Source organism: Pseudomonas sp. NPDC089547 (assembly GCF_050280665.1).
Classification (GTDB): domain Bacteria; phylum Pseudomonadota; class Gammaproteobacteria; order Pseudomonadales; family Pseudomonadaceae; genus Aquipseudomonas.
The window spans coordinates 208,304-228,290 of the sequence record NZ_JBNNVS010000001.1; the positions used below are offsets into that span (position 1 = coordinate 208,304).

General features: G+C 60.3%; 19 protein-coding genes and 1 pseudogene. 10 read left to right on the forward strand and 10 right to left on the reverse strand.

Going from position 1 to position 19,987, the window contains the following annotated elements:
* Positions 1–12 precede the first annotated feature (12 nt).
* From ACQKPZ_RS00890 to ACQKPZ_RS00930, 9 genes are all read left to right on the forward strand, one after another.
* Positions 13–624, forward strand: a complete 612-nt coding sequence (locus tag ACQKPZ_RS00890; RefSeq protein ID WP_427534992.1) for a DUF2589 domain-containing protein — start codon at positions 13–15, stop codon at positions 622–624.
* 72 nt (positions 625–696) lie between these two features.
* Complete coding sequence (locus tag ACQKPZ_RS00895; RefSeq protein ID WP_427534993.1) at positions 697–972, forward strand: hypothetical protein; 276 nt, start codon at positions 697–699, stop codon at positions 970–972.
* On the forward strand, positions 969–1,271 hold the full coding sequence (locus ACQKPZ_RS00900) for a hypothetical protein (RefSeq protein ID WP_427534994.1): 303 nt from the start codon (positions 969–971) through the stop codon (positions 1,269–1,271). The genes ACQKPZ_RS00895 and ACQKPZ_RS00900 overlap by 4 nt, the downstream gene beginning before the upstream one ends.
* Positions 1,255–1,494, forward strand: a complete 240-nt coding sequence (locus tag ACQKPZ_RS00905) for a hypothetical protein (protein WP_427534995.1) — start codon at positions 1,255–1,257, stop codon at positions 1,492–1,494. Before ACQKPZ_RS00900 ends, ACQKPZ_RS00905 begins: the two co-directional genes overlap by 17 nt.
* A gap of 26 nt (positions 1,495–1,520) precedes the next feature.
* Positions 1,521–1,925: a hypothetical protein gene (locus ACQKPZ_RS00910; RefSeq protein ID WP_427534997.1), complete on the forward strand. Its 405-nt coding sequence runs from the start codon at positions 1,521–1,523 to the stop codon at positions 1,923–1,925.
* A 101-nt stretch (positions 1,926–2,026) separates the two neighbouring features.
* Positions 2,027–2,809: a glycoside hydrolase family 19 protein gene (locus ACQKPZ_RS00915; protein ID WP_427534998.1), complete on the forward strand. Its 783-nt coding sequence runs from the start codon at positions 2,027–2,029 to the stop codon at positions 2,807–2,809.
* A gap of 125 nt (positions 2,810–2,934) precedes the next feature.
* Positions 2,935–3,354, forward strand: coding sequence for a hypothetical protein (locus ACQKPZ_RS00920; RefSeq protein WP_427534999.1), 420 nt, complete (start codon positions 2,935–2,937; stop codon positions 3,352–3,354).
* Positions 3,355–3,853: 499 nt separating this feature from the next.
* The gene (locus ACQKPZ_RS00925; RefSeq protein ID WP_427535000.1) at positions 3,854–5,269 is read left to right on the forward strand and encodes an NAD(P)/FAD-dependent oxidoreductase; all 1,416 of its coding nucleotides are present in this window, start codon (positions 3,854–3,856) and stop codon (positions 5,267–5,269) included.
* Between the two features lie 78 nt (positions 5,270–5,347).
* Positions 5,348–5,842 (forward strand): RidA family protein, encoded by a 495-nt coding sequence (locus ACQKPZ_RS00930; RefSeq protein WP_427535001.1) that lies wholly within the window; start codon positions 5,348–5,350, stop codon positions 5,840–5,842.
* A gap of 52 nt (positions 5,843–5,894) precedes the next feature.
* Here the strand turns inward: ACQKPZ_RS00930 and gltS are convergent, their stop codons facing one another.
* The 7 genes and pseudogenes from gltS to arcD (ACQKPZ_RS00965) form a co-directional block, all read right to left on the reverse strand.
* Positions 5,895–7,100 carry a sodium/glutamate symporter gene (gene gltS / locus ACQKPZ_RS00935; RefSeq protein ID WP_427535003.1) on the reverse strand — a complete coding sequence of 402 codons (1,206 nt, stop codon included), beginning with the start codon at positions 7,098–7,100 and terminating at the stop codon, positions 5,895–5,897.
* A gap of 127 nt (positions 7,101–7,227) precedes the next feature.
* Entirely contained in the window at positions 7,228–8,736 is a 1,509-nt protein-coding gene (locus ACQKPZ_RS00940) for a sigma-54-dependent transcriptional regulator (RefSeq protein WP_427535004.1), read from the reverse strand.
* A 167-nt stretch (positions 8,737–8,903) separates the two neighbouring features.
* A complete protein-coding gene (locus tag ACQKPZ_RS00945) occupies positions 8,904–9,272 on the reverse strand; it encodes a DUF5064 family protein (protein ID WP_427535005.1) in 369 nt (122 codons plus the stop codon).
* A 56-nt stretch (positions 9,273–9,328) separates the two neighbouring features.
* On the reverse strand, positions 9,329–10,276 hold the full coding sequence (gene arcC / locus ACQKPZ_RS00950) for a carbamate kinase (protein ID WP_427535006.1): 948 nt from the start codon (positions 10,274–10,276) through the stop codon (positions 9,329–9,331).
* Between the two features lie 184 nt (positions 10,277–10,460).
* On the reverse strand, positions 10,461–11,471 hold the full coding sequence (locus ACQKPZ_RS00955) for an ornithine carbamoyltransferase (protein ID WP_012270693.1): 1,011 nt from the start codon (positions 11,469–11,471) through the stop codon (positions 10,461–10,463).
* A gap of 69 nt (positions 11,472–11,540) precedes the next feature.
* A complete protein-coding gene (gene arcA / locus ACQKPZ_RS00960) occupies positions 11,541–12,800 on the reverse strand; it encodes an arginine deiminase (protein WP_012270694.1) in 1,260 nt (419 codons plus the stop codon).
* 33 nt (positions 12,801–12,833) lie between these two features.
* Positions 12,834–14,260 (reverse strand): annotated as a pseudogene (gene arcD, locus ACQKPZ_RS00965) (arginine-ornithine antiporter).
* 434 nt (positions 14,261–14,694) lie between these two features.
* Between arcD (ACQKPZ_RS00965) and arcD (ACQKPZ_RS00970) the strand changes: the two are divergent.
* Positions 14,695–16,122: an arginine-ornithine antiporter gene (arcD, locus tag ACQKPZ_RS00970; protein ID WP_427535007.1), complete on the forward strand. Its 1,428-nt coding sequence runs from the start codon at positions 14,695–14,697 to the stop codon at positions 16,120–16,122.
* Here the strand turns inward: arcD (ACQKPZ_RS00970) and ACQKPZ_RS00975 are convergent.
* The 3 genes from ACQKPZ_RS00975 to ACQKPZ_RS00985 form a co-directional block, all read right to left on the reverse strand.
* Entirely contained in the window at positions 16,102–16,515 is a 414-nt protein-coding gene (locus ACQKPZ_RS00975; protein ID WP_016501292.1) for a YbaN family protein, read from the reverse strand. The genes arcD (ACQKPZ_RS00970) and ACQKPZ_RS00975 overlap by 21 nt on opposite strands.
* Before the next feature lie 54 nt (positions 16,516–16,569).
* Positions 16,570–17,163 carry a biliverdin-producing heme oxygenase gene (locus ACQKPZ_RS00980; RefSeq protein WP_427535008.1) on the reverse strand — a complete coding sequence of 198 codons (594 nt, stop codon included), beginning with the start codon at positions 17,161–17,163 and terminating at the stop codon, positions 16,570–16,572.
* 203 nt (positions 17,164–17,366) lie between these two features.
* Positions 17,367–19,943 (reverse strand): TonB-dependent receptor, encoded by a 2,577-nt coding sequence (locus ACQKPZ_RS00985; protein ID WP_427535009.1) that lies wholly within the window; start codon positions 19,941–19,943, stop codon positions 17,367–17,369.
* Positions 19,944–19,987: the final 44 nt, after the last annotated feature.

The following is a 19,987-nucleotide window of genomic DNA, read 5'->3' on the forward strand; positions in this document are numbered from 1 at the left end:
AGGAGATGACTTATGGCTAACTTCTCGATGGGTGACCAGTTCCGTGGCCTTCCCATGGGCGATCTGATCGGTGGCCCGCTGACCGCCGCTTGCGATGCACAAGTGCGCTTGGCCAATGCCACTGCGGACTTCATCAAGGTTGTCGGCTTTTTGCCGCCTGCTACCGACGACGACCCCAACGCGGTTGGTGGTGTGCGAACCGTCATGTTCCGTTTCGATCGACCTTCACAAACCAACCCGGGTACGGGCGGCGTAAGCCCGATGGAAACGGTTGAACTGGAAGTACCGCTTCTGGCCGTGGTCAAGGTGCCGAACTTGTCCATCAACAAGGTCGACATCAGTTTTGACATGGAAGTGAAAAGCTCTGAGCAATCCCGCGAGTCCAGCGACTCCCAGGCTGCGATGGCGGCTGAGGCGAAGGTGGGATGGGGGCCGTTCAGCGCCAAGGTGAACATCTCCGGCTCGGTGTCTTCCCACAAGGAAAACACGCGATCAAGCGACCAGTCGGCCAAGTATCACGTCGAGGTACATGCCGCCGACGATGGCATGCCCGAAGGGCTGGCCCGGGTGCTCGACATGATCGCTCAGTCCGTTGCGCCGAAGGCGATCACCCAGGCGGCGTAAGCCACCCTCGCTAGCGGCTACAGGGGATTAACCCATTGCTGGTTGTCAGGCTTTTCCGGAAAGGAGACCAGGATGTTCGACCTAACGGATGTGGGATACGTAAAGCGCATTGTGGTTGGCAGTACCGATCCGGAAAAGCTGACTTCCGAAGCAGTGGTGCAGGCGCAAGCTGCACTGCTTAATCGCTGCCTGACCGACACCCCCAAGGGCCGGATTGTCGGCATCGAAAAGAATTTCACGTTGCTCAACATTGGTGAGCATCAAGTTGTGTTGCAAGCATTGATCTATCACCTGGGCTTTGCGCGTAAGCCCTATTGGCTGCCTGATGACGAAGGACCGCAGTCATGACCCGATTGGATGAGTTCGTCCGGGCGTTGGGCAATGAACTGCATGAAGCGCAGGAGGCCGCCAACCGGCTGTGGCCTGGTACGTACGTGGCAGGTATGGAGGTGGTATTGGCCGCCACCGTGGAGCGGCTTGCATCCGGGGCGCTGGCACTGCGGATCGGCGGCGTGGCAAGGGCAGCGGCGACCATTCACGTTCTGCGTGTCGAGGTCCCTGGCAATGGTGCCGAGGCCATCAGTGTTCGCTTGGACGGCAGTCTGCTTGGGCATTACAGAGGCCATGGTGATGAAGAAGCGTACTGATCGTTCGATGTTGTTGACCCTGACGGAGCAGGAGGCGAAGACGTTGCGAGACATCGTCAAGCCAGAAAATGAAGGGCCAGAACGCATGCTGATATCAAGGCGGGTGTTTTATGGTTTGAGCGCTGTTCTGTTTTTCGCTCTGGTTGTACTCGGGATGGCCAGGCCCGATGTGGCGGTGGCCATTATCGAGCTAGCTAACCGTTTTCTGACGCTGTGGCTCTAGACGATAACTGGACAAGGACAGTCAAAATGAACAATTGCGTGTCGCTGTTTGCCAGCGTGTTGTTGACAGTAACCCTTCTGCCGGCTTTGGCCGATGAAAGTTTCGAGGGGACCATCCTCGACAAAAATATGGATGTCCGGGTCAAACTATCACTCCCTGACGCAACGCCGTCGAACAACACGGGCTCGATTCGTTTCGAGGGGGCCTGGGTCTGCGCCCTCACGACCAAGTTCGTCAAGGTGCAGGCTACCCAGGAGGCGAAAGTCGTTATCTATTCGCTGCAGGGACCGCCAAGGGGGCGTTGTATCTCACTGATGGATGGTTCTTTGCGCAGAAGCAATGGGCGCGATGGCAGTTTCACCCTTGAACTGTTCAGGCCCAACGACGTGAAACCCCTCTACACCATCGACCTCGATCCCCCGGGCAGTTAACGACAAGCCCGCTTCTTGAACACGATCCTCAGAATGAACTGACGCAGGGTACCTTTCCGGGCGCCTGACGGAATGCGTGTGCCTCCTGCAAGGAGCAAACCATGTGCATCAGCAATACAGTGGGTGACGGCGGCAAGAATGTGCCGGCAGATGTACGCAGCCTTCAGTTTGTACTCAAGCTCAACAGTGGCAAACACGGCGAAGCCTGTAGCCTTGCCACCGACGGGTTGTGGGGTAGCGCTTCTCGCGGGGCCTTGAAGCACTTTCAGCAGGGCGCGGGGGTTGTACCGCGAGCGCTGGTGGCTCCCGGCGACCAGACCATGGTGGCGTTGCGCAGAGGGTTGCCACCAGGGCTTACGGTGGAAAAGATGCGCATCATCATGACTACTGCCAGCGCTTCGCGGGTCGCCGAATTCTACCAGCCGATACTCGATGTACTCGCACGCTACACGATCGATACACCACTGCGTATTGCGCATTTCCTGGCGCAAATCGCCCACGAAAGTGGGTGCCTCCTCTACACCGAGGAGCTCGCTTCAGGCGCCGCCTACGAATGGCGTACTGCCCTTGGCAACACACAGAAAGGTGATGGCGCAAGGTTCAAGGGTAGAGGCCTGATCCAGCTTACAGGCCGCGCCAACTATCGCCAGTACGGGCTTGCCTGCCACCGTGATTTCGAGAGCCGTGATGCGCCCGAGCTGGTGAGTACCGACCGAGGTCTGGCCGTAGACGTCGCAGGTTGGTTCTGGAAGAAAAACAACCTGAATGATTTGGCAGATGCCGACAACGTGGAAAAGCTCACGCGAAAAATCAACGGTGGTGTCAACGGCCTTATCGAGCGTACTGCGTACCTGGAGCGGGCAAAGTGGTTACTTGTGAATTGATCATGATTATAGGTTTTCCTGCGTAATAAGCCGCAGGAGGGCGCTGCGGCGCCAGTCCCTTAAGCGGACAACAATGTGAAAGCAACTTCCCTCAATACTCGCAACCTCATGCAAGGAGCAATACGATGAGTACAACCCTGCTTTGCTGGTGCCGTGATGACAGCCAGGTGACCGAAGCTGCGCGTAACTTTCCTGCCGACTATCGCTACAGCGGTTGCCGCCGCGCCGCCCTACCACAGACACTCGGGCGCCTGCGCAACGGCGACGTCCTGGTCATCACCGCGCACGGCTCCCCGCACGCGTTCGGTGAAGAAGGCGTGAACTTTACCGACTTCACTGCGCGCCAGTTCGCAGATGCGTTGCTGGCCAACCCGCCGGGCGGATGGAGCGGTAGCCTTTACTTTGACATATGTAACGGTTACGCCTTTGCACTGAACGTTCTGCCATTAATTCGCGCCGGGCTTCCAGGGTTGCGCTTGTTCGGTTGCGAAGGCGATACCGATATGGCTGTCGACCTGAGTCGCCATCGCGAAGCCACAGCGTGAGTCGGTCTTCTCTCGGCGCTGTCTAGCGTTCCTGAGCCCGCAATGGCAATGCCCATCCAGCATCAATATTGATGCGTATGCCAGCCGCCTCCTGCAAAGCAGTGTCTTCGCAGGAGGCGGCAATTTTAATCGATAGTCTTTGCGTACAGTTATTCTCAGTCTTCTTGCCTGTTCGGGCTTGCGTGATGCTTTGTTCTTACTGACATCCAGGCACTGATGTTTCAGCAGGCACCCATTCTAACTTACTGCCTCCGAATAATTCGTGTCGCCATATTAACTATTTGTGTCTCCTGATCGATAGTTTTCAAATGGCTGAACTAAGTATTTGCCCTCAGCGATTTTTCTGGCAGGGGGGCGCCACCAGAATGGCCACCCTTCAAATTGAACCGCCAGTTGGGCGCAAGGGCCGCAGCGTTGGCCAAGGCGGTTGTCGGCCAAGCATGTGCCTTGTTGCCTGGGCTCATGCAACCAGCACCGAATATCAGGAAAGGAAAGTGTCATGGGAATGACGAGGCGTAAGTTTTTGATTGGTGGCGGCGTCGTGGCTATCGCAGGCGGCGTAGGTGTTCTGACTCCTTTATTGACCCGGGAAGGCCGCTTGATTCCCGGCAAACCACGGTTTGGTTATGTCGCAGGCACCGAGGGGGCGCTTCCCAGGCAGGCAGACGTAGTGGTGGTTGGCGCTGGTATCCTGGGTCTCATGAGCGCAATCAACCTTGTCGAGCGCGGCCTCTCGGTCGTTGTCGTTGAAAAAGGTGAGATTGCCGGCGAACAGTCTTGCAGGTTCTATGGCCAGGTCATGACCTACAAGATGCCTGATGCGACATTCCAGTTGCACCATCTTGCCAAGCAACGTTGGCGAGAGATGAATGCCAAAGTGGGGGTGGACACAAGTTACCGCACACAAGGTCGGGTCGAAGTTCCTTTCGATGAAGAAGACCTGGAAGGTGTCAGAAAGTGGATCGATGTCAAAACGCGGGAAGTTGGCGCGGACATTCCTTTCAAGACGCGAATCATTCAAGGCAGTGAACTCGAACAGCGTCTGCGTGGTGCGTCATCGCGCTGGTCGGTGGCAGGCTTTGAGGAAGACTCCGGTAGCCTGGATGCCGAGCGCGCATCATTTGTCATGGCCGAGTATGCCAAGAAAATGGGGGTACGGATCTACACCCACTGCGCCGCCAGGGGCCTGGAAACCCAGGCGGGCGCCATCTCCGATGTGGTGACGGAAAAGGGCGCCATCAGGGCGTCTCGCGTAATCGTGGCGGGCGGCGCGTGGTCCCGGCTGTTCATGCAGAACCTGGGCGTCGATGTACCAACCTTGCCCGCCTACCAGTCCCAGCAAATCATCAGTGCGGCACCCCGTGCACCCGGGGGCAACGTTGCATTGCCGGGGAATATCTACTTCCGCGAGCAGGCTGACGGCACCTATGCAACCTCGCCGCGCGTCGTCGTTGCCCCGGTAGTCAAAGAGTCGTTCATGTATGGCTATAAATACCTGCCATTGCTGGCCATCCCCGACTTCCCGGTGCACATCTCGCTGAACAAGCAACTGATCGATTCGTTCATTCAGCCAACGCACTGGAAGCTGGACGAGGTTTCGCCTTTCGAGAAAAACCGGCTGATGACCGCAGCCCCGGACCTGCCGGAACTGAATGCATCACTGGAAAAGCTCAAGGTCGAGTTCCCCGCCTTCAGCGATGCGAAACTGATCGATCAGTGGAGCGGTGCCATGGCCATCGCTCCCGATGAAAACCCCATCATTTCGCAGGTCAAAGAGTACCCGGGGCTGGTCCTCAACACTGCAACCGGTTGGGGGATGACCGAAAGCCCCGTGTCGTCCGAATTGTCGGCGGACTTGCTGCTTGGCAAGGCGCCGGTGCTAGACCCCAAACCCTTCAGCCTGTATCGGTTCTAAGTACACCAGGCGCAATGGAATGACCCGTGCGCGCGTCGTCGATGCATGCACATTTTTGGCAATCATCAGGAGTACAGAATGAAAGTTGCTTTAACGACCGCAGCAATGGCCGTGGCACTCGCAGGTGCCGGGAGCGTTCATGCACAAGAAATCGTGCGCCATGGCGCAGGTAGTTTCCCTATCTCGTCGGCTGTAGAGGTGCCTGCCGGTAAGACGGTTGTCTACCTGAGTGGTTCTGTGCCGTCGGTTATTCACCCCGACGCACCCAAGGGCTCGTTGGAAGCCTACGGTGATACCAAGGCACAAACCATCAGCGTGCTTGGCAACATCCAGCAGCAGCTGAAAGAACTGGGCCTTGGTCTTGCCGACGTGGTGAAGATGCAGGTGTTCCTGGTGGGCGGGCCGGAGAATGGCGGGAAAATGGACTTTGACGGTTTCATGGCCGGTTATACCCAATTCTTCGGGCCAGCCGCCAAGCAGCCAGTGCTTCCTGCACGCTCGGCGTTCCAGATTGCCGGCCTGGCCGATCCTGCCTGGCGTGTTGAGATCGAAGTGACAGCGGTTCGTCCCTGAACCCAGGCATGTGCGGTCCCGGGCTAGCCATGCCCGGGACTGGCCGGTGGGTTTAGCCAGTGATGAACAGCGGCAATGCCAGGTACAGCTTGATCACGATCACGTTGATGATGTCGATGAAGAACGCACCCACCATCGGCACCACCAAAAAGGCGATGTGCGAGGCGCCGTAACGTTGGGTCACCGCCTGCATGTTGGCAATCGCCGTGGGAGTTGCACCCAGGCCGAATCCACAGTGCCCCGCCGCCAGCACCGCCGCATCATAGTTGCGGCCCATGACCCGGAATGTCACGAAGATCGCAAACAGTGCCATGACCAATGTCTGTGCAGCCAGCAGTATGAAGAACGGCAAGGCCAGTGCTGCCAGGTCCCACAACTTGAGTGACATCAAGGCAATCGCCAGGAACAACGACAAACTCACATTGCCCAGCACCGAAACTTCCCGTTCGAATACTTGGTAAAAGCCCAGTGCTGAAAGCCCGTTGCGTAACAATACGCCCACGAAGAGTACGCAAACAAATGTCGGTAGCTCGAGTGCCGTCCCTTTCAGGAAGGCGTTAAGTAATGTGCCGGCCAGCAAACTGACGGCAATGAGCGCCAAGGTTTCGATGAATGAAAACGGGGTGATCAGACGTTCTTTTTCCGGCTGTTCAAAGCCTTTTGGTAGCTGTGGGGTTTCTTCTTCGATTCCCGATATCTTGACCCGCTTGATCAGCAGCCGGGCGACCGGGCCGCCAATCAGGCCCCCCAGCACCAAGCCGAAAGTGGCCGAGGCCATTGCCAGTTCGGAGGCCGATGCCAGGCCAAACTTCTCGGTGAAAGTAGTACCCCAGGCCGCGCCTGTACCGTGGCCCCCCGACAGGGTGATGGAGCCAGCCAGCAGGCCCATCAGTGGGTCGAGCCCCAATGCTGTAGCAAGGCCGATGCCCATGCCGTTCTGAACCACCAGCAAGCCTGTCACCACCAGCAGAAACACCGCGACCACGCGGCCGCCCTTTTTCAGGCTGGCGAAGTCTGCGCTCAAACCGATGGTGGCGAAGAATGCCAGCATCAACGGTGCCTGCAACGAGGTATCAAACTGGACATGTATATCGAAACTGCGCAGTGCCAGGAGTGTCAAGGCAACGACCAACCCGCCTGCAACAGGTTCCGGGATATTGTAAACACGCAAGAAACCAATGCGTGCGACCAAGCCGCGCCCCAGTAAAAGTACTAAAGAGGCGGCTACGAGTGTCCCGTAAAAATCGAGTTCAAACATCAAGGTACTCTTCGTTCAAGGTGACATGCGAAATTACGATGTCACCATTCTACGGCGAGCTTTCCAGTCAATTGCGGCCAAGCGGCTAGGAAAAGTCTGAACAAACGGTCGGTTTTACCGACACGTATCAAAGTTTCCCGGGTATTCCATATTTGCGCAGTCGCTGGGCAATAGCGGTATGCGAAGTTTGCAGGCGCCCGGCCAGCTGCCGTGTGGATGGGTAACTGGCATACAGTCGTTGCAACAGTTCGCGCTCGAAATCACCTACCGCTTGTTCAAGACTTGCCACTTCACCATCCTGGCCACGCGCCACCGAGGTGCCTGCGATGTCTAGGTCACCGATGTCCACCAGGTTGCTTTCGCAGATGGCTGCGGCGCGGAAAATCACGTTCTGCAATTGGCGCACGTTGCCCGGCCATGGGTTGGCCAGGAGTGCCGAGTGGGTGGCCGGGGTCAGCCGGCAGGGCGGGCGCTGGATCTGCGTGCAGGCTTGCTGCATGAAGAAGTGCGCCAGCATCAGGATATCCTGGCCCCGGTCGCGCAGCGGCGGCACCTGCAGGTTGAGCACGTTGAGGCGGTAGAACAGGTCTTCGCGGAAGGTGCCTTCGGCGACCATGCGCTCCAGGTCGCGGTGGGTGGCGCTGATGATGCGCACATCCACCCTCACTTCGCGGTCGCCGCCCACCCGGCGGAAGCTGCCATCGCTGAGAAAACGCAGCAGCTTGGCCTGCAGGTACGGCGACATCTCGCCAATCTCATCGAGGAACACCGTGCCCTGGTTGGCCAGTTCCATGAGCCCGGGCTTGCCACCGCGTTGTGCGCCGGTGAAGGCGCCGGGGGCGTAACCGAACAGCTCGCTCTCGGCCAGGCTCTCGGGCAGTGCGGCGCAGTTCAGGGCCAGGAACGGAGCGGCGTGGCGGCTGCTGATGGCGTGGCAGGCGCGGGCTACCAGCTCTTTGCCAGTGCCGGTTTCGCCATGCACCAGCAGCGGTGCGTCTAGCGCCGCCACGCGCAAGGCACGCGCCTTGAGCGTGCGGATGGTCGGCGACTCGCCAAGCAGGGCATCGAAACCTTCGGCGTGGTCGTGGTGCAGGGCCGACAGGCGTTCACCCATCCGTGAGGGTGGGTACAGGGTCAGCAGGCCGCCAGCGTTGGTGATCGGCATGGCGTCCAGCAGCAGGCTCTGGCCGTTGAGCTGCATTTCGCGCATGGGCAGGTGGAAGTTGTTGTCCAGCAGGGCTTGCAGCAGCGCCGGGTCGCCGAACAGTTCACCCACCGAGCGCCCGGCAGATTCGCGGCCGCACAGGCCGATCAATGCCGGGTTGGCCAGCAGCACCATGCCCGCGCTGTCCACCGCCAGCACCGGGTCGCTCATGGCGGCCAGCAGGGCGTCCAGTTGCAGGTGGCGGCGCTGGCCGGGGAGGATGTCGACCACGTCCACCGATTGCACGCCATGCACCTCGAACAGTGCGTCATGCAGCTCTTCGAGCACGGCGGGGCTGAGGGTGGGGGCGTCGATGTAGACGTTCGGCGGGACCATCTCCACGGCATCCAGGTTGAGGTTGCGGGCACCGAGCAGGGCGAGGACTTCCTGGGTGATGCCGACGCGGTCGATGAAGCTGACGTGGATGCGCATGGGGGACGATGAAGTGATGGCCGGGGAGGGCGGTAGTATGCCTCAACATCGCCGGGGCCGCTTTGCGCCCCATCGCGACGCAAGGCCGCTCCTACAAGGGAACGCGTACCCCTGTAGGAGCGGCCTTGCGTCGCGATGGGCTGCAAAGCAGCCCCAAAATTCTGAAGCTATTCCAAATGTTCAGGCTTGATCGGGTCACCCGACTTCACATCCAGTTTTTCGCGAATGTCTGCAAACATGTAGTCATAAAGCTTGTGCGGCGAACTCAGGTTCTCGAATTTCTTCGGCGGTGCCAGATACGACTGTGCCTTGCGGGTCAGCAGCATGAGAAAACTGGGCAGTACCTGGTCTTTGGGCAGGAAGAACTTTTCTTCCACCTGCTTGCCTTCGATGTTGCCATGCATGTGGAACTGAATGCCCCTGCCTTCCTTGGGATCAGACACTGCCTCGTATTCGATGTTCAGGTCGTAGCTGTGGTCTGCCGGGTTCAGCGCAGTGCGCTCGATGTGTACATGACCGGGGTGGTACTGGGCCATGGCTAGCTCCTTCGGAAGGTCGAAAATGGCGGGCACCGTAGGCCCGCCGACTGCATTCAACGGTAGCTGATCCCCGGCTTCGCGGTGGAAACCCGTGTGCCGGCGGTGCCTTTCACAATGTCTTCAATGTTTTCCAATGAACTGATCACCGCCACCTTGCCTGTGCTGCGGGCAAAGTCACTGGCAGCCTGCACCTTCGGCCCCATGGACCCGGCGGCAAAGCCCAGGCGTTCGAGTTCGTCGGGATGGGCCTGGGCAATGGCTTTCTGAGTCGGCTTGCCCCAGTCAATGTAGGCTGCATCGACGTCGGTGGCGATAATCAGAAGGTCGGCTTCCAATTGTTCGGCCAGCAGTGCCGAGCACAGGTCCTTGTCGATCACCGCTTCGATGCCCTTGAGCTTGCGGTTTTCATCGTACATGGTGGGGATGCCGCCACCGCCTGCGCAAATCACGATGCTTTGCTTTTCAAGCAGCCACTTGATCGGGCGGATTTCAAAGATGCGCTTGGGTTTGGGGCTGGCCACCACGCGGCGATACTTGTCGCCATCAGCCTTGACCACCCAGCCCTTTTCCTTGGCCAGGCGCTCTGCTTCTTCCTTGCTGTAGACCGGGCCGATGAACTTGGTCGGGTCCTTGAAGGCGGGGTCGTTGGCGTCCACTTCCACTTGGGTCAGCAGGGTGGCGAACGGCACTTCGAAGGCCAGCAGGTTGCCCAGTTCCTGCTCGATCATGTAACCGATCATGCCTTCGGTTTCGGCACCCAGTACATCCAGCGGGTAGGCTTCGTCGGGCTTGTACGAAAGTCCTTGCAGTGCGAGCAGGCCAACTTGTGGGCCGTTGCCGTGGGCGATGACCAGTTCGTTGTTCTTGCCAGTTTTTTGGTCTTTGTAAATTTTAGCGATCTGTTCGGTCGCGGTGCGGATATTGGCGCGCTGGTTGTCAGCGGTCATGGGCTCGCCGCGACGCAGCAGGGCGTTGCCGCCCAATGCAACAACGATACGCATGGGGAATGTCCTTTAACGAAAAAAGAATGAGCTGCCGTTGTACAGAACACTGCTGGGTTCCCTGTGGGAGCGGGCATGCCCGCGAAGAGGCCAGACAAGGCATCATCAATAATGCGGCTGACGCTTTCGCGGGCTCGCCCGCTCCCACAGGTACCGTGCAGGTCTCGGCAGTAGCGGAAGCTGCTTACAGATCAGCCAGGGTCGACACCAGGATCGCCTTGATCGTGTGCATGCGGTTTTCCGCCTGCTCGAAGGCGATGCAGGCCGGCGATTCGAACACGTCGTCAGTCACTTCAATGCCGTTGGCCAGGTCCGGGTACTGTTCGGCGATCTGCTTGCCTACCTTGGTCTCGGAGTTGTGGAACGCCGGCAGGCAGTGCATGAACTTGGTGCGTGGGTTGCCGGTGGACTTCATCAGCTCGGCATTCACCTGGTATGGCTTGAGCTGCTTGATGCGCTCACCCCAGGCTTCGATTGGCTCGCCCATCGATACCCACACGTCGGTATGCACGAAGTCCACACCCTTGACCGCCGCTTTCGGGTCTTCGGTGAGGGTGATGCGGGCGCCGCTTTCCTCTGCGTATTTCTTGCAGCGCTCGACCAGGTCGTCATGTGGCCACAGTGCCTTGGGCGCGGCGATACGCACGTCCATGCCGAGCTTGGCGCCAATCAGCAGCAGCGAGTTGCCCATGTTGTTGCGGGCGTCGCCCAGGTAGGCGTAGCTGATGTCGTGCAACGGCTTGTCGCTGTGTTCACGCATGGTCAGCACGTCGGCGATCATCTGGGTGGGGTGGTACTCATCGGTCAAGCCGTTGAATACCGGCACGCCGGCGAACTTGGCCAGCTCTTCGACGATTTCCTGCTTGAAACCACGGTACTCGATGGCGTCGTACATGCGCCCGAGCACGCGGGCGGTGTCCTTCATGCTCTCTTTGTGGCCGATTTGCGAAGAATTGGGGTCGATGTAGGTGACGTTGGCGCCCTGGTCATAGGCGGCCACTTCGAAGGCGCAGCGGGTACGGGTGGAGGTTTTTTCGAAGATCAGGGCAATGTTGTTGCCCTTCAGGTGCTGCTGCTCGGTACCGGTGTACTTGGCGCGTTTGAGGTCGCGGGACAGGTCCAGCAGGTAGCGCAGTTCGCGGGTGGTGTGGTGTTCCAGGCTGAGCAGGTTGCGGTTATGGATGTTGAACGCCATGACATTTCTCCTTGAGTTTGGTGAACGCACCGGCCGCCGCTTTGTGAGGGCGGCCGGGGGTGATGGGCGTTAGTAATCGATCGGGTCGCGCACGATCGGGCAGGTCATGCAGTGGCCGCCGCCACGGCCCCGGCCCAGTTCGCCGGCGCTGATGGTGATGACTTCGATGCCGGCCTTGCGCAGCAGGGTGTTGGTGTAGGTGTTGCGGTCGTAGCCGATGACCACGCCTGGCTCGATGGCCACCACGTTGTTGCCGTCATCCCACTGCTCGCGTTCGGCGGCGAAGCTGTTGCCGCCGGTCTCGACCACGCGCAGGCCACCCTTGAGGCCGAGCTGCTCGCCGACCACTTCAATGAACGACTTGTTGATGCGGCGTACGTCCATGCCGTAAGGCTTGCTTTCGTCCGGGCGGATGATGAATGGCACGATCTCTTTCACCACTTCCGGGAAGACCGTGACCAGGTCGCGGTCGCAGAAGCTGAATACGGTATCCAGGTGCATGGCGGCGCGGGACTTCGGCAGGCCGGCGACGATCACTTCCTTGACGGCGCCCTTGGCGAACAGGTTCTGTGCCAGCTGGCCGATGGCCTGGCGCGAGGTGCGCTCGCCCATGCCGATGAGCACGATGCCATTGCCGATCGGCATCACGTCACCGCCTTCGAGGGTGGCATTGCCGTGGTCCTTGTCCGGGTCGCCGTACCACACCTGGAAGTCGGCGCCAGTGAACTCCTTGTGGAACTTGTAGATGGCGGTGGTCAGCAAGGTTTCCTGGCGTCGCGCCGGCCAGTACATCGGGTTCAGTGTCACGCCGCCGTAAATCCAGCAGGTGGTGTCGCGGGTGAACTGGGTGTTGGGCAGTGGCGGCAGGATGAAGCTGGAGTGGCCCAGGTAGTCGTTGTACATCTTGACCACGTCGGCACCTTCGCTTTGCGGCAGGTCCTGGCCCGCCACGCCGCCGATCAGGAACTCGGCCAGGTGGCGCGGGTCAAGGCCTTCGAGCCAGCTGCGCACTTCGTTGGTCAGGCCCACACCGACGGTGTCGGGGGTGATCTTGCGGTCGAGGATCCACTTCAGGGCCTCTTTGTTCTGCACGATGTCGGTCAGCAGGTTGTGCATCTCCAGCACATCCACACCGCGTTCGCGCATCTTGGTGACGAAGTCGAAATGGTCACGCTTGGCCTGGTCGACCCAGATCACATCGTCAAACAGCAGTTCGTCGCAGTTGCTCGGCGTCAGGCGCTTGTGCGCAAGGCCCGGGGCACAAACCATTACTTTGCGCAGTTTGCCGGCTTCGGAGTGGACACCGTACTTCTGTTTTTCAGCGGACATGGTTTCATTCCTCCAATTGAACGAAGACGTGGGTCAAAGGGTCAGGAAGCCGTCGTACAGGCCGAAGGCTGCCACCAGGGCGCCGATGACCACGGCTGCGAAGATCAGTTTTTCCACGTTGGTGAAGACAGGTTGGCCTACCTCACGCTTGGCCTTGGCGAACAGGATGGCGCCAGGTGCGTAGAGCAGGGCCGAGAGCAGCAGGTATTTCACGCCGCCGGCGTACAGCAGCCAGATGGCGTACAACAGGGCGATACCACCGATGATCAGGTCTTTCTTGCGTTCAGCCAGGGCCTGTTCGTAGGTTTCGCTGCGCAGTGCCAGCAGGAAGGCGTAGGCCGCCGACCACAGGTAAGGCACCAGGATCATCGAGGTGGCGAGGTAGATCAGCGACAGGTAGGTGCTGTTGGAGAACAGCGTGATCACCAGGAAGATCTGCACCATGGCGTTGGTCAGCCACAGGGCGTTGGCCGGTACCTGGTTGGCGTTTTCGCGGCGCAGGAACTCCGGCATGGTGTGGTCCTTGGCGGCGGCGAACATGATTTCGGCACACAGCAGCACCCACGACAGCAGGGCCCCCAGCAGCGAGATGATCAGGCCGACGCTGATCAGCACCGCGCCCAGTGGCCGACCACATGCTCAAGCACCGCAGCCATCGACGGGTTCTGCAGCTTGGCCAGTTCCGGTTGGGTCATGATGCCCAGCGACAGCACGTTGACCAGCACCAGGAACAGCAGCACGGTAACAAAGCCGATGACCGTGGCCTTGCCCACGTCAGAGCGTTTTTCCGCCCGGGACGAGAAGATGCTCGCGCCCTCGATGCCGATGAACACCCACACGGTGACCAGCATCATGTTGCGCACCTGGTTCATCACACTGCCCAGCTCTGGCGTACCCAATGCCCAGATATCGGCGGTGAAGATGTCGAGCCTGAAGGCGAACAGGCAGATGAGCGCGAACAGCACCAACGGCACCACTTTGGCCACGGTGGTGACCAGGTTGATGAAGGCCGCTTCCTTGATACCGCGCAGCACCAGGAAGTGCACCGCCCACAACAGGACCGACGCGCCAATGATGGCGGCCGGCGTGTTGCCTTCACCGAAGATCGGGAAGAAGTAGCCCAGGGTGCTGAACAGCAGCACAAAGTAGCCGACGTTGCCCAGCCAGGCACTGATCCAGTAGCCCCAGGCCGAAGAGAAGCCCATGTAGTCGCCAAAACCGGCCTTGGCGTAGGCATACACCCCGCCATCCAGGTCAGGCTTGCGGTTGGCCAGGGTCTGGAACACGAAGGCCAGGGTCAACATGCCGACGGCGGTGATACCCCAGCCGATCAGCACGGCACCAACCCCAGCACTGGCGGCCATGTTTTGCGGCAGCGAGAAGATCCCGCCACCAATCATCGAGCCGACGACAAGTGCAACTAATGCGCCGAGCTTTAGTTTTCCGGATGAATCAGACATTTAACAACTCCTGCCAGGAGAAAGTTGACGTAAGAATAAATCTGACGCCTCAGCCATAACCTGACGTGTGTCAGTTTATGGTGACGTGAAGGTAGGAAATTTCCTTCACGGTGCTCCTGGAGAGTGCCGACAGCTTAAGCTGCAGGCCTTGCGCGCTGGCACCTCCATGTCTTTCTAGAGCAAACGCTCTGTTCAGCCTGCGATGCTTGAAGCTAGCCGCTTTTGCCGCTTTCGCAAATTTTTCACAATAATTTCGAGTTTTAACGGGAACTTTTCCAGTTGCTGGGCAGCTGCTAGCGTTATAAGGATTGGTGCATAGACAAAGCAGTTATGAGTGCTATAGGTTTAATGGCGTATTCCATTATAAGTAACAACATTTATATGGCGCGAAGGGCTGTTTCAAAGTCATTACAGCGCGAAAAAACGGGGGATGCATGAGCGAACCGGGACAGAAGCTGCGCCTGGGCGCGCTGATCGCGCTGGTGGTCGGCTCGATGATTGGTGGCGGGATTTTCTCGCTGCCGCAGAACATGGCGGCACGTGCCGATGTGGGTGCAGTGCTGATTGGCTGGGGCATCACCGCAGTCGGCATGCTGGCACTGGCCTTCGTGTTCCAGACCCTGGCCAACCGCAAGCCGGAGCTGGATTCGGGAGTGTATGCCTACGCCAAGGCCGGGTTTGGCGACTACATGGGCTTCTCTTCGGCCTGGGGCTACTGGATCAGTGCCTGGCTGGGCAACGTCGGTTATTTCGTGCTGCTGTTCAGTACCCTGGGTTTCTACTTTCCGGTGTTCGGCGAAGGCAACACGCCGATCGCCATCGGCTGTGCCTCGCTGCTGCTGTGGTCGGTGCATTTTCTGGTGCTGCGCGGTATCAAGGAAGCCGCGTTCATCAACCAGGTGACCACCGTGGCCAAGGTGGTGCCGTTGCTGATGTTCGTGGTGATTGCGGCGTTCGCCTTCCGGGCCGATATCTTCACCCGTGACATCTGGGGTTTGAGCAACCCCAAGTTCGGCAGCGTACTGGAGCAGGTACGCAACATGATGCTGGTGACCGTGTTCGTGTTCATCGGCATCGAGGGCGCCAGCGTGTATTCCGGGCGCGCTGAGCGTCGTTCAGACGTGGGCAAGGCCACGGTCATCGGCTTTCTCGGTGTACTGGCGCTGCTGGTGCTGGTCAACGTGCTGTCGCTGGGCATAATGACCCAGCCGGAATTGGCCGGGTTGCAGAACCCGTCGCTGGCCTCGGTGCTGGAGCATATCGTCGGCCCTTGGGGGGCTTTGCTGATCAGCCTTGGCCTGGCGGTATCGCTGCTTGGTGCCTTGTTGTCATGGGCGCTGCTGTGTGCCGAAATCCTTTTCGCCACGGCGCGGGACAAGACCATGCCGCGTTTCCTGGCCAAGGAAAACGCCAACCATGTGCCGGCCAATGCCCTGTGGCTGACCAACTGCATGATCCAGGGTTTTTTGCTGATTACGCTGTTCTCGGCCGGCACCTACACCAGCCTGATCTACCTGGCTTCGTCGATGATCCTGGTGCCGTACCTGTGGTCGGCGGCCTATGCCGTGCTGTTGGCGGCGCGTGCAGAAACGTATGCCGGGCAGCCGGGGTTGCGGCGCAAGGACTTGCTGGTGGCGCTGGTGGCCTTGCTGTATGCCGTGTGGTTGCTGTACGCAGGGGGGCTGAAGTACCTGCTGCTTTCGGCGCTGTTGTACGCACCGGGGGTGATCCTGTTCGCCAGGGCCAAGCGCGAGCAGGGGCAGGCGTTGTTCACCACCTGGGAGAAGCTGATTTTCGCTGCCGTGCTGGCGGGCGCTGCTTTGGCAGCCTACGCCCTGTATTCAGGGCTGTTGAGCTTGTGACGGGGCTGGGCAGGCATGTTCCGGGCGTGACCAGATCCACAGGTTGCCCAGGGTCATGCCGGCGATGGCCAGGAACACCGGCCAGTGGTGTTCCAGGAAGGTCAGCATCAGGCCTGCGCACAGCAGCATGCTGATGGTCGCGCTTACCTTGGCCCGGCGCTGGATCACCTTGCCATTGCGCCAGTTGTACAGGATTGGCCCGAACAGCCGGTGGTTCTCCAGCCAGGCAGACAAACGCGGCGAACTGCGGGTAGCTGCCCAGGCGGCCAGCAGGATGAATTCGGTGGTCGGCAAGCCAGGAATGACGATGGCGACCAAGCCCACCCCAAGGCTTACGTAAGCCAGGATTCCATACAACAGGCGGGCGATCTTCGAGCGGGCAGGTCGGGTCATGGTCTCACTGCAAAAAGCGGTTCGGCCACCGGTAGGGTGGCCGGGTACGGCGTATCAGGCCAGCGCGGCATCCGCAGCATAGGCATGCTTGAGCAGTTCGGTGAAACGCTCGAAGGCAGCAACTGCACCGCGCTCGGCGGCGGCGTCCTCTTCGGCCGACAGGTCAAGGCCATCGAGGATGCGGGTGAATTGCTTCCAGCCCTCGGCACGGCCACCGGCCGGCTCGCCCAGATGACGGGCACCGAAACTGTCGGACAGCTCCAGGGCCACGGCACGCTTGATCAGAAACGCAGCGCCCAGTTTGGAGCCTTCAGAGACGAAGATCCAGCCCATTGCCTCGCCCAGGCTTGGTTTGCCCAAGGCGCCAGGCACGGCAGCGGGTACTTCGGTGTCGAGGTCGGCAAGGTCCAGGCGGGCCTGGTCGGCACGGCAGCGCTCGGCCAGGTCGGGGACGATGGCGATCAGTTGCGGGTCGTTGTACAGCGCTTGCAGCTCGGACTGGAACAGGTACTGGGCTACGACGAAGCGGGCGAAGCTTTCGCGGCTGTCGAACGGCTTGTGCGATTTGACCAGGGCATCCAGCTCGGCGTGCGGGGCGTGGGTGATCTGGTTCAGGCGCTGGGAGCGCAGGGCTGGGCGGTCGGTCATGGGGCAGTCCTTGGAAAAAGGGGCGTCTAGATACAAGACGAAACAGCGGGGGCGGGACAGTAAAAAAAGCCGGTATTTGTGTTGCCTGTACCGGCCTCTTCGCGGGCGCGCCCGCTCCCACAGGTATTGCGCAGGCCCTGGGCCCTGTGATGTTCCTGTGGGAGCGGGTTTACCCGCGAAGAGGCCAGTACAGGCCAGTGGGATCAGATATCCCAAACCACATTGATACCGAAGTTGCGCCCCGGCATGCTCAGGCGGTCGATGTTGGCCGGCTGGGTAACAGCCGCTTCACCCTGGCCGTCGTAGCTGCGCACCGAATCCCACTGCCAGTACTTCTTGTCGGTGAGGTTGTACAGGCCGGCGTTGATGGTTACGTCGTCGGTGACTTTGTAATAGCCGGTCAGGTCCAGCACGCCGTAGCCCGGGGTGCGGAACTTCGAGGTCGAGCCGTCCGGCGAGTAGAAGGTGCTGTCGTCGACACGGGTCTTGCGCTTGACCAGTGTCCAGCTCAGCAGGCCACCGTAGTTCTGTTGTTCGTAACCCAGACCGAACACGCCCTTGAGCGGGTTGACGCTGTTCAGTGGCTCGCCGGTATCGTCGTTGCGGCCATAGGTGTAGGCAATCGAACCCTGGGTGTACAGGCCCTGCGGCGCGCCGAAGTGGTCGAGGTTCAGGCGGCCCTTGAACTCGGCACCCTTGATGGTGGCGTGCTTGATGTTGTTGGCCTGGAAGGTCTGCTCCAGGTTGGCGCTTTGCACGGCGTCTTCATCGATGAAGTCGCGGTACTTGTTGTAGAACACCGCCACGTCGAAGTTACCGGCGTCGAAGTTGCCACGCAGGCCGGTTTCGTAGCTTTTGCTCTTCTCCGGTTCGAGGTTCGGGTTGCCCTCTACACGGTAGCCTTGCTCGATGTTTTCAAAGCGACCATACATGGCTTTGGCCGTCGGCGTGCGGAAGCCTTCGGCATACTGGCCGTACCAGGTGTAGTTGTCGTTGAAGGCATAGGTCAGGCCAAACTTGGGCGAGACGCGGTGCCACTTCTTGTCCGAGTCGTCCTGGGAGGTAGGTGCCGTACCGGTCGACGCCAGGCCACGCAGGAATTCGTCGGTGAACTTGGGTTCCATGCGCGTGTAGTCGTAGCGGGCGCCGGGCATGAAGGTCCAGTTGTTCCAGCGGATCTCGTCCTGCACGAACAGGCTGTAGGTGTTCACGGTCGGGTCCGGGAAATCGCTGACCAGTGCCTGGCCATCTGCCGCGCGGTCGGCGCCGACGGCGGCGCAACCAGAGCCAATGGTCAGGCAGGTGCCGGTGCCACTGCGCGAGCCGGTGACCTTCTCGTGCTTGAGCGTGGTGCCGTAGGTCAGCAGGTGGTCGGTGGCGCCGATGCTGAAGGCCTTGTCCAGCTGGGCGTCGAATACCCACTGGCGGTCCTTGTAGGTGGTGTCGCGGGTACGCAGCACTTGGCGACCAGGCGGTGCGTAGACTTCTTCGGTGTGCTGGTCGGTCTTGGCGATCTGGTAGTTGAGGCTCCACTTCACGTGGTCGGCAACCAGCGAATCCAGGCCGAACTCATGGTTGATGCCGAAGCGCTCGCGGGTGATGGTGTCATTGCCGCTGCGCGCCTTGTAGTAGCCCATGCCGCCAAAGCCGGGAATGAAAGGCCCGCCCACCGCGCTTAGAATGTTCTGGTCGCGGTCATCCTTGTAGCGTTCGTAGGTGAGGCCCAGGCGCGCGTCGTCGGCGTAGTTCCAGCCCAGCTTGGCCAGCACGTTGGTGGTGCGCACGTCCATCGGGTTGGCTTCCGTGCGCGACAGGCCGTCGCCACTGTGGTTGCCGTGGGTTTCGGTCTCGTGGCCGTTGCGCTGGCTCAGGTGCAGCAAGCCATCGAAATCGCCCTGGCGGCCGGCGACAGTGGCCGAGGTCAGCCAGCTTTCATCAACCGAGCTGTAGCCGGTCTTCAGGCGCGCACCCACATCCTTGCCGGGCTTGATGATGTCGTCCGGGTCGAGGGTGAAGTAGCTCACCGCGCCGCCGATGGCGTTGCTGCCGTACAGCACCGAGGCCGGGCCGCGGAGGATTTCCACGCGCTTGACGATTTCCGGGTCGACGTAGTTCCTTTGGGTCTGGGCGTAGGGGCCGTAGAAGAAGCTGTCCGGGATCGACACGCCGTCGACCTGGGTGAGGATTCGCTCGCCGTCGATGCCCCGGATGTTGTAGCCGTTCAGGCCGCTGCGCTGGCCGGTACCGGCCACCGACACACCCGGCTCGTAGCGCACCAGGTCCTGGATGTTGTTGACGTTCTGCCGGTCCAGTTGCTCGCGGGTCTGCACGCTGACGGTACTAGGCACCTGGCTGACATCCTGCGCGCTACGGGTGGCGCTGACGGTCACCTGCTGCAGGGCCACCACATTGCCGCTGGCCTGGCGTTCAAGTACCACGTTGCCGTTGCTGATCTTGCGGAAACCCAGGCCAGTACCGTGCAGCAAGCGCTTGAGGGCCGCTTCGGGTGCCAGCGAGCCTTGTACACCCGGGGAAGCCACGCCATCGGCCAGCTCGGCGCTGAAGCCGACTTGCCAACCGGTGACCTGGCTGAAGGCATTGATTGCCGACACCAGTGGCTGCTGGCTGATACTGAAGCGGTAGTCACCCATGCGCGGGCTGCTGGCCTGGGCCGGTTCGGCGGCCAGCGCAGGCAGGCTGCAGGCGCCGCTGGCGAGCAGGGCCAAGGTCAACAGGGACAGACGGGGAAGGGTGGACGAGCGGGTAGGACCAGTGGACATCGGTAGCGCTCCCAGATGCGCGGGCTGTTATAGGTGATGGCTGT